Source organism: Paraburkholderia fungorum (genome assembly GCF_046027605.1).
Taxonomy (GTDB): domain Bacteria; phylum Pseudomonadota; class Gammaproteobacteria; order Burkholderiales; family Burkholderiaceae; genus Paraburkholderia; species Paraburkholderia fungorum_F.
Genome location: NZ_JAQQEF010000032.1, coordinates 85,194 through 92,102 on the forward strand (window position 1 = coordinate 85,194; position 6,909 = coordinate 92,102).

3 protein-coding genes are annotated in these 6,909 nt (G+C 63.3%); all 3 read left to right on the top strand.

Annotated elements, in window-relative coordinates:
* Positions 1–50: 50 nt before the first annotated feature.
* From PQR53_RS33925 to PQR53_RS33935, 3 genes are read left to right on the top strand one after another with little or no spacing between them, the layout of a single operon-like run.
* On the top strand, positions 51–1,277 hold the full coding sequence (locus tag PQR53_RS33925) for an efflux RND transporter periplasmic adaptor subunit (protein WP_408464179.1): 1,227 nt from the start codon (positions 51–53) through the stop codon (positions 1,275–1,277).
* Entirely contained in the window at positions 1,274–4,402 is a 3,129-nt protein-coding gene (locus PQR53_RS33930) for an efflux RND transporter permease subunit (protein WP_408464182.1), read from the top strand. The genes PQR53_RS33925 and PQR53_RS33930 overlap by 4 nt, the downstream gene beginning before the upstream one ends.
* Before the next feature lie 4 nt (positions 4,403–4,406).
* Complete coding sequence (locus PQR53_RS33935; RefSeq protein ID WP_408464185.1) at positions 4,407–5,918, top strand: efflux transporter outer membrane subunit; 1,512 nt, start codon at positions 4,407–4,409, stop codon at positions 5,916–5,918.
* The last annotated feature ends 991 nt before the right edge of the window (positions 5,919–6,909 follow it).

Consider the following 6,909-nt stretch of genomic DNA (forward strand, 5'->3'; position numbering starts at 1 on the left):
CTCCAGTTGGGGTAATTGTGAAGCGTCCCGGTCCTCCCGCATTGTCTGCGATGCGCCCGCAGCTCCATTGGTATGCGCGCCCCGCGTGCCTGCGCCGCGCAGCATTCGCCCTCGCTATCGCCGGTATCGTCACGCTCGCCGCATGCTCGAAGAAAGAACCCGCCGCGCCCGCGCCGCGTCCGGTGGTCGCCGTCGCCGTGCATCCGGACGGCAGCGCCACGGCTGCGGCATCGTTGCCCGGCGAAGTGCAGGCGCGCTATTCCACACCGTTATCGTTTCGCGTCAGCGGCAAGATCATCGAGCGGCGGGTACGTCTGGGCGACGTGGTGAAGAACGGGCAGGTACTCGCCCGGCTGGATCCGGCGGATGCGCAGAAGAATGCCGCCGGCGCGCAGGCTCAACTCGAAGCCGCACAACACAGCTTCGTGTATGCGAAGCAGCAACTCGATCGCGACCAGGCCCAGGCAAAAGAAAACCTGATCGCGCCCGCACAGCTCGAACAGACCACCAACGCCTACGCGTCCGCCGCCGCGCAACGCGATCAGGCCACGCAACAGGCGGCGTTGTCGAAAGACCAGTTGCAGTACACCACGCTCGTTGCCGATCACGCCGGCGTGATCACCGCCGAACAAGCCGACACCGGCCAGAATGTGTCGGCGGGCCAGGCCGTCTATAACCTCGCATGGAGCGGCGCTATCGACGTGGTCTGCGACGTGCCGGAAAGCGCGCTGGCCTCGCTCTCGGTCGGGCAAACCGCAAAGGTCACGCTGGCCGCGCTGCCCGGCCGCAGCTTCAACGCGCGGGTGCGCGAACTGTCGCCCGCCGCCGATCCGCAAAGCCGCACTTATCGCGCCAAGCTCACGCTCGACAATCCCGGACCGGACGTGCGTCTGGGCATGACCGCCGATATCGCGCTCGCCGCGCCTTCGCCCTTGAACTCGGTTGCCAACTCAGGTGCCAATTCAGCTGCGAGCCAGGCGAGTGCCTTCACCGTGCCGGCCACCGCGCTGTTTCATGACGGCACGCAGCCGGCCGTGTGGGTCGTGCGTCCTGCGGATAATGCGCCGGGCGTCGGTACGCCGGGCGTCGATACGCCGGGCGTCGGCACACTGGAACTGCGCCGCGTGACGGTCACGCGCTATAACGAGCGCACGATCGTGATCGGCCAGGGGCTCAAGGACGGTGAACGCGTCGTGCTGCAAGGTGTGCATACCGTGACCGCCGGTGAAAAAGTCCACGTGATCCCGCCGCTGCATCCCGAGGACTTCGCTTCATGAGCACCACGCATGAAGAAGGACGCTTCAACCTGTCCGCATGGGCGCTGCGCCACCAGGCGCTGGTCGTTTTCCTGATCGCGCTCGCCACCGCGTTCGGCGTCCTCGCCTATACGCGTCTTGCCCAATCCGAAGACCCGCCCTTCACGTTCCGCGTGATGGTGATCCGCACCTTCTGGCCCGGCGCGACTGCGCGCCAGGTACAGGAACAGGTCACCGATCGGATCGGCCGGAAACTGCAGGAAACGCCTGCCATCGATTTCGTGCGCAGTTACTCCCGCCCTGGCGAATCGTTGATGTTCTTTTCGATGAAAGACTCGGCGCCGGTCAAGGACGTGCCCGAAACCTGGTATCAGGTGCGCAAGAAAGTCGGCGACATCGCGGCGACCTTGCCGCAAGGCATTCAAGGCCCGTTCTTCAACGACGAATTCGGCGACGTCTATACCAACATCTGGACGCTCGAAGGCGACGGCTTTTCCGCCGCGCAACTGCACGATTACGCGGACCAGTTGCGCACCGTGCTGCTGCGCGTGCCGGGCGTCGGCAAGGTCGACTATTTCGGCGATCCGGATCAGCACATCTACATCGAGATCGCCAACACGCAACTCACGCGCCTCGGCATCTCGCCGCAGCAACTCGGCCAGGCGATCAATTCGCAGAACAGCGTCGCGCCGGCGGGCACCTTGACCACCACCGACGACCGCGTGTTCGTTCGCCCCACCGGTCAGTTCCAGGACATCAATGCGCTCGCCGACACGCTGATCCGCATCAATAACCGCTCGTTCCGTCTCGGCGACATCGCGACCATCAAGCGCGGTTACGACGACCCGGTCGCCACGCAAATGCGCTCCGGCGGCAAGGCGGTGCTCGGCATCGGCGTCACGATGCAGCCTGGCGGCGACGTGATTCGTCTGGGCAAGGCGCTCGATCAGGAGACCGTCAAGCTGCGCGCCTCCCTGCCCGCCGGTTTGCACCTGGTCGAAGTGTCGAGCATGCCCCACGCCGTGGCGCTTTCAGTCGACGATTTTCTCGAGGCCGTCGCCGAGGCCATTGCGATCGTGCTGGTGGTCAGCCTGCTGTCGCTGGGCGTGCGCACCGGCATGGTGGTCGTGATCTCGATACCTGTCGTGCTCGCCGTCACGGCGCTGTGCATGTATCTGTTCGATATCGGCCTGCACAAGGTGTCGTTGGGCACGCTCGTGCTGGCGTTAGGGCTGCTGGTGGATGACGCGATCATCGCCGTCGAAATGATGTCGGTGAAACTCGAGCAAGGCTGGAACCGCACGCGCGCAGCCGCCTTTGCATACACCAGTACCGCTTTTCCGATGCTGACCGGGACGCTCGTGACCGTGTCCGGCTTCCTGCCGATTGCGTTGGCGAAGTCGAGTACCGGCGAATACACGCGCTCGATCTTCGAAGTGTCGGCGATCGCGCTGATCGCGTCGTGGCTCGCGGCCGTGGTGCTGATTCCGTTGCTCGGCTATCACATGTTGCCGGAGCGCAAGCGTCAGGCACACGAAGCGGACGATCACGAACACGACATCTACGACACCCGTTTTTACAAGCGCTTGCGTGGCTGGGTCGGTTGGTGCATCGAACGGCGTTTCGTCGTGCTGGCGATCACCATCGTGCTGTTCGTTCTGGCCATGGCAGGCTTCACGCTGGTGCCGCAGCAGTTCTTCCCGAGCTCGGACCGTCCCGAGTTGCTGGTGGATGTGCGCTTGCCCGAAGGCGCTTCATTCGACGCGACATTGCGGCAGGCAGAGCGGTTGGAGAAAGCGCTGGTGGGCCGTCCGGAAATTGATCATACGGTGGACTTCGTGGGTACCGGCGCGCCGCGTTTCTATCTGCCGCTCGATCAGCAATTGCCGCAGCCCAATTTCGCGCAGTTCGTGATCACGGCGAAATCGGTGAAGGATCGCGAGAAGCTCGCGCAGTGGCTCGAGCCGGAATTGCGCAACAACTTCCCGGCGATTCGCACCCGCCTGTCGCGTCTGGAGAACGGGCCGCCGGTCGGCTATCCCGTGCAGTTTCGCGTCAGCGGCGACGATATCGCCACCGTACGTTCGATCGCCGAGCGCGTGGCCGCAACCATGCGCGCCGACCACGGCACCCGCAACGTCCAGTTCGACTGGGATGAGCCCGCCGAGCGCTCGGTGCGCTTCGAAGTCGACCAGAAGAAAGCGCGCGAACTCGGCGTGAGCTCCGAAGACATCTCGAGCTTCCTCGCGATGACACTCTCCGGCTACACGGTCACCCAGTATCGCGAGCGCGACAAGCTGATCAGCGTCGATCTGCGCGCGCCCAAAGCGGAACGCGTCGACCCTGCGCGCCTCGTCACGCTGGCCATGCCGACGCCGAACGGGCCGGTTCCGCTCGGCACACTGGGCCATTTGCGTAACGACCTCGAATACGGTGTGATCTGGGAGCGCGACCGGCAACCCACGATCACCGTGCAATCCGACGTCGCGCCCGGCGCGCAAGGGATCGACGTCACGCACGCCGTCGACAAGGCCTTGAGCCAGATTCGCGCCACGCTGCCAGTTGGCTACCGGATCGAAATCGGCGGCTCGGTCGAGGAAAGCGGCAAGGGTCAAACATCGATCAATGCGCAGATGCCGATCATGATCATTGCAGTCCTGACGCTGCTGATGATCCAGCTGCAGAGTTTCGCGCGCGTGCTGATGGTGGTCCTGACCGCGCCGCTCGGCCTGATCGGCGTGGTCATCACGCTGCTGCTGTTCGGCCAGCCGTTCGGCTTCGTCGCGATGCTCGGAGTGATCGCGATGTTCGGCATCATCATGCGCAACTCGGTGATTCTGGTCGATCAGATCGAGCAGGACATCGCTGCGGGGCATAAGCGCTTTGACGCGATCGTCGGCGCGACGGTGCGGCGCTTCCGGCCGATCACGCTGACTGCCGCAGCAGCCGTGCTCGCGCTGATTCCGCTGTTGCGTTCGAACTTCTTCGGCCCGATGGCGACCGCGCTAATGGGCGGCATCACCAGCGCGACGATCCTCACGTTGTTCTATCTACCGGCCCTGTATGCCATGTCGTTCAGAGTGCGCGCCGACGAGCGCGAACCGCAGACGCCGTCCGTGTCCGGCACGACGCATACGGGGAATTGAGATCATGGTGAACTTCGCATTCCCTCGACAGCTGCGCCTCACACTTACCGGCGCCGCCGCGCTGGCGCTGGCCGCCTGCTCGTTCGGCCCGAACGGCGCGCCGCCCGCCATGCCGCAACCGGCGCACTACGGCGCCGAGGCGCAGCCGACGCAAACCGTGCCCGCACAGGGCATTACCCAGCAATTCGTGGTCGGCGCCCAGCCCGTGCCCGAATGGTGGAAGCTGTATCAATCGGATGCGCTGAATGCGCTGGTCGATGAAGGCTTACGCAACAGCCCGACGCTCGCCGCCACCGACAAGAGCCTTGCCGCCGCGCGCGAGCAATTGCGCGCGCAGATCGGCAGTTCGCTGCTGCCGACCATCGACGCCGGTGGCCAGGTGACCCGCAACCGCGCGCTGGCGATACCCGAAATTGGACCGAACACGTTTCTGTACAACGTCTTCGTCGGTCAGTTGCAAGCGCACTATACGTTCGACCTGTTCGGCGCCGCGCGTCTCGCCGATGCGGCGCTCGCTGCTCGCGTGAATGTGCAGGCCTATCAGTTCGATGCCGCGCGCCGGGCGCTGGCCGCCAACATCGTGACGGCAGCGATTACGAGCGCGGCGCTGCATGCGCAGATCGACACGACCGAGCGGCTTGTGACGATTGCCAACGACCAGGCGCGCGACACGCAACGGCGCTACGCATTAGGTGCGGTCTCGCACGCCGATCAGTTGAATGCGCAACAGAGTGCCGCGAGTCTGTCCGCGAGTTTGCCGGGTTTGAAGCAGCAATGGCTGACGACGCGACATGCTCTGGCCGTGCTGCTCGGCCGCACGCCGGACGCGGCGCCGGACGACCTCGACCTTGCGCAGCTGCACGTGCCTGAGCAGGTGCCGGTCGTGGTGCCATCCGAATTGCTGCGCTCGCGGCCCGACATTCAGGCCGCGGACGCCGCGCTGAAAGCTGCCGCGGCCGATGTCGGCGTGGCGACCGCGCAGATGTTCCCGAGTCTTTCGCTGAGTGCATCGATGGGACAAGGCGGCTTTAGCTGGCCGGTGGCGCTGTCCGGCGCGGGGGCGATATGGAGCATTGGCGCGTCTTTGTCACAACCGCTGTTTCATGGCGGCGCGCTGTTCGCGCAGCGCCGCGCGGCGATGGACACGTATGACGCCACGGTTTCGCAGTACAAGCAAACCGTGCTGGCCGCATTCCAGAACGTCGCCGACACGCTTGCAGCGTTGCAGCACGACACGCAAGCGCTCGACGCGGCGAACATTGCCGCGCGCTCGGCGCAAGAAATTTTCGACGAGACGTCGGGACGCTACCGGCTGGGCGCGTTGTCGATTGCGTCGACACGTTCGAGCGAACAGCAGTTTCGTAATGCGCAGCTTGATGAGATTCGCTATACGAGTGCGCGACTGACGGACACCGCGGCCTTGTTCCAGGCGATGGGAAATCCACCGGTGGAATCGGAGCCGACTGTGGCGGCGACGCCGGCAGTTTCTGCGACGAAGGTGGGCGCTTCGGACTAAACCTGGGATTCCGTACTGATGGTTGCGGACTTATCCCCAGTTTATGTTGATGAGGCTGTTGAAAACTATCTGACAAGCGGGCTAACACGTTGAGCGCGCTGCGATTTTTGGGTGCGGTGCGGAATGAGCCAAGGGATGTTTTTGGGTGCAGTATTCGTCTTCAATGAGCCGGTGGCATGTCTCGACGTTATCCCCAGTTTATGTTGACAGGGTTGTTGATAACTCTGGGGCTACGGGCTTAAGTGCTTGATGCAGATCGGGTTGTTGCCCGCGGTGCGGGGAGATGCAGGGGTGAGCGGCTAAGCCGCTCGTGGCGATGGGCGATGGGCGTCTCGAAGGGTGTGCCGCGGTTGCGTGGCTTATCCACAGATTTTGTTTATAGGCTTGTTGATAAGGCCTGGATATTCCGGGTAAGTGCTTGAGAGTTCGAAGGTTTTGCGCGTAGCGCGGGGATTGGTTTTTTTGCCCGCGCGGCGATTGATCGTCTGTTTGCCTATAGCGTTGGGCTTTCTTTCAATTGCTATTTGGTCTCTGGTTTGCCTGCGGCGTTGGCCTTTCCTCGAATTGGTTTTTTTTTGGCCTTTCCTTGATTTCTTATTGGTCTATTAGCGTCGCCCCTGTGCGGGGCAGCACTTACTTTCTTTGCCGCCGCAAAGAAAGATAAGCAAAGAAAGCGGCTCACACCGCAAGCTCATAAGCGGGTCCCCCGCACAGCCACGGTAGTGGTGCATCTGGAATCCGTGCCCTCGCACATTCGGCGCTAGTGACAACGCACTCATCAACTCCCACTCCGCACCGCGTGCGTCGCGGATGGGTCTGCATCGGAAACCAAGAGCTCTGGTTAGGCGCGGTGGGAGCCATCGGTTTCGCCTCGGCCAAACACCCACCGCAATCATCGTGAACCCCACCGCGAGTTAATTGTCGACGTGTTGCACTTGCACTTGCACTTGCACTTGCACTTGCACTTGCACTTGCACTTGCACTTGCACTT